The 2171-nt window shown below is 75.7% G+C and carries 1 pseudogene; it reads left to right on the top strand.

Features of this window, described 5'->3' with window-relative positions:
• Window positions 1-125: 125 nt before the first annotated feature.
• A pseudogene (locus AB0J09_RS62960) lies at window positions 126-2171 on the top strand (hypothetical protein); the annotation flags it as partial.

Raw genomic sequence — 2171 nt, 5'->3', positions numbered from 1 at the left:
CCCGCCTCGCCATCGCCGCCGCGTCGGGAGACGAGGGAAACCCGGGGACGCGTCCGGGCCGTCGGGGTGGCGAGGGCGCGCGTCCGGGCCGTCGGTGGGATGTCGCGTTCGTCTCCTTCGCGGGCGTGCGGCCCGAGGCGGCCGTCACCACGCTGGCCCGCCGCCTCGGCGTGGACCTCTCGCCGCCGCGCCCCGCCACGGACCTCCTCCTCGCCGCCCTGGCCCGCCGCTCGACCCTCCTCGTGCTCGACAACCTCGACCACCTCCCGGCTCTCGACCCGGTCATCGGCGAGATCCTCCGCACAGCCCCGCAGGTGCGGGTGCTGGCGACGAGCAGGCGCCGCCTGGACCTGCCCGCTCAGGCGATCGTCGGGGTGGAGGGGCTGCCGGGACCGGCCGCCGAGGCGCTGTTCACCGCCAGGGCGCTCAGGGCGCAACCGTCGTTCGACGCGGACCGCGAGGCCGCCCACGTGGCCGCGATCTGCGCCGTCACCGGCGGGCTGCCGCTGGCCGTCGAGCTGGCGGCCGGCCTGCTGCGCGCCATACCCTGCGCGGAGCTGGCCCAGCGCCTGGGCGCGGACGCCGGCGGCCTGCTCTCCGCCGCGGGACCCGCTGCCAGGCCCCGGCACGCCGGCATGCGTACGGTTTTCGAGACCTCCTGGCGCCTGCTGGACCCGGCCGGCCAGTCGGCGCTGGCCGCGCTGTCGGTGTTCGGAGGCGGGTGCACGTTGCGCTCGGCCTTGGAGGTGGCCGGGACCACCCCGCAGGTGCTGGTCTGCCTGGTGGACCACAGCATGATCAACCTCACCCCGTCCGGCCGGTACGCCCTCCACCCGCTCATCCAGCAGTTCGCCGGCGCCCATCTGCGGGAGGACCCGTCGGCTGACCGGTCGGTACGCGAGCGGCACGCGGCCCACTTCGCCGGGCTGCTCGAGCACCACGCACCGGCCCTGCACGACGCGTCGGACACGGAGGTGACCCGCGTGCTCGGGGCGGAGATGGACAACATCCGGCTGGCCTGGGCCGCGTCGGGCGAGCCGCGGTTCCTCGACCGGTACTGGACGCTATGCCTGCGGTTACGCCTCTACGAGGAGTCGGCGGCCATCGTCCGGCGCCATCTCGCCCGTACACCGCAGGCTCCGCACTTGCGTGCCCGCGGGCTGCGGATGGCGGGGGTGAGCGCGTACCAGCTCGCCAGGGTGGCGGAGGCCGCGTGCCTGGCCAGGACCGCGCTCGACGCTCTGGGCGAGCCGCTTCCCGTGTCGGCGGCCGGCCTCGCCGCCGCCACGCTGACCGCCGCCGCGCGGCAGGCCGTACACCGTGTCCTGCCCTTCGGCCGCGTGGACGCCGCCGGGCCGGAGGCCGCGCAGGCGCTCGCGTTGCTGGCCAGGCTCGCCTACCACCAGCATGACCTGCCCACGATGCTGGCCGCCTCGCTCCGCCAGCTCAACGCCGCCGAACGGGCCACCGACCCGGCGTTGCGGGCCGAGGCGTACGCGAACTTCGCCACGATCGTCCGCATAGCCGGCCGCCACCGCCTCGCGCGCCGCTACGGCACGCTCTCCGACGAGGCCCTGGCCGAGATCCGGCACCCCACGGACGCCGCGAGCCGCGCCAGGCTGTCCCGGGGGCTCGATCAGCTCCATTCGGGCGCCTTCGAGAGCGCCCGGCAGTCCTTCGCCGAGGGCCGGGCCAGGACCCTGGACCCGCGGATGGCCGAGAACTGCGCGGGCATGCTGGCGGAGACCGCACTCTGGCAGGGGGACTTCGCGGCGGCGGCGGCCCTGTTCGCCGAGACGGAGGAGCCGGCGGCCGGCCGGGTGGGCGGAGACGACATCGGCCGCCACTGGTGCCTGACGGGCCGTGCCGAGGCGCTGCTGCGGATGGACGGGGTGGCTCCGGAGCGGATCGTGGAGGTGCTGGCGGCCGCCCGCGCGTCAACGGAGCGCCGCCGCACGCACGAGAAGGAGCTCGGCCTGCGGGACGGGCCTGTCATGCGGGCCATCCAGGAGATGCGCCTCATCACGGCGGCCGCGCGGCTGGACCTCCGCGCCCCGGAGAACCCCAGCCTGCCCGGCGCGTATGCCGGTGGTGCTCCCGCGGTGGCCGAAGACGAAGATCGCGGTCACCAGCAGGTAGAACGCCATCTCGTAGGACAGCGTCCAGAACAC

Origin of the sequence: Nonomuraea sp. NPDC049784 (genome assembly GCF_040659615.1) — a bacterium.
GTDB lineage: Bacteria > Actinomycetota > Actinomycetes > Streptosporangiales > Streptosporangiaceae > Nonomuraea.
This window is presented reverse-complemented; position numbering and strand designations above follow the sequence as displayed.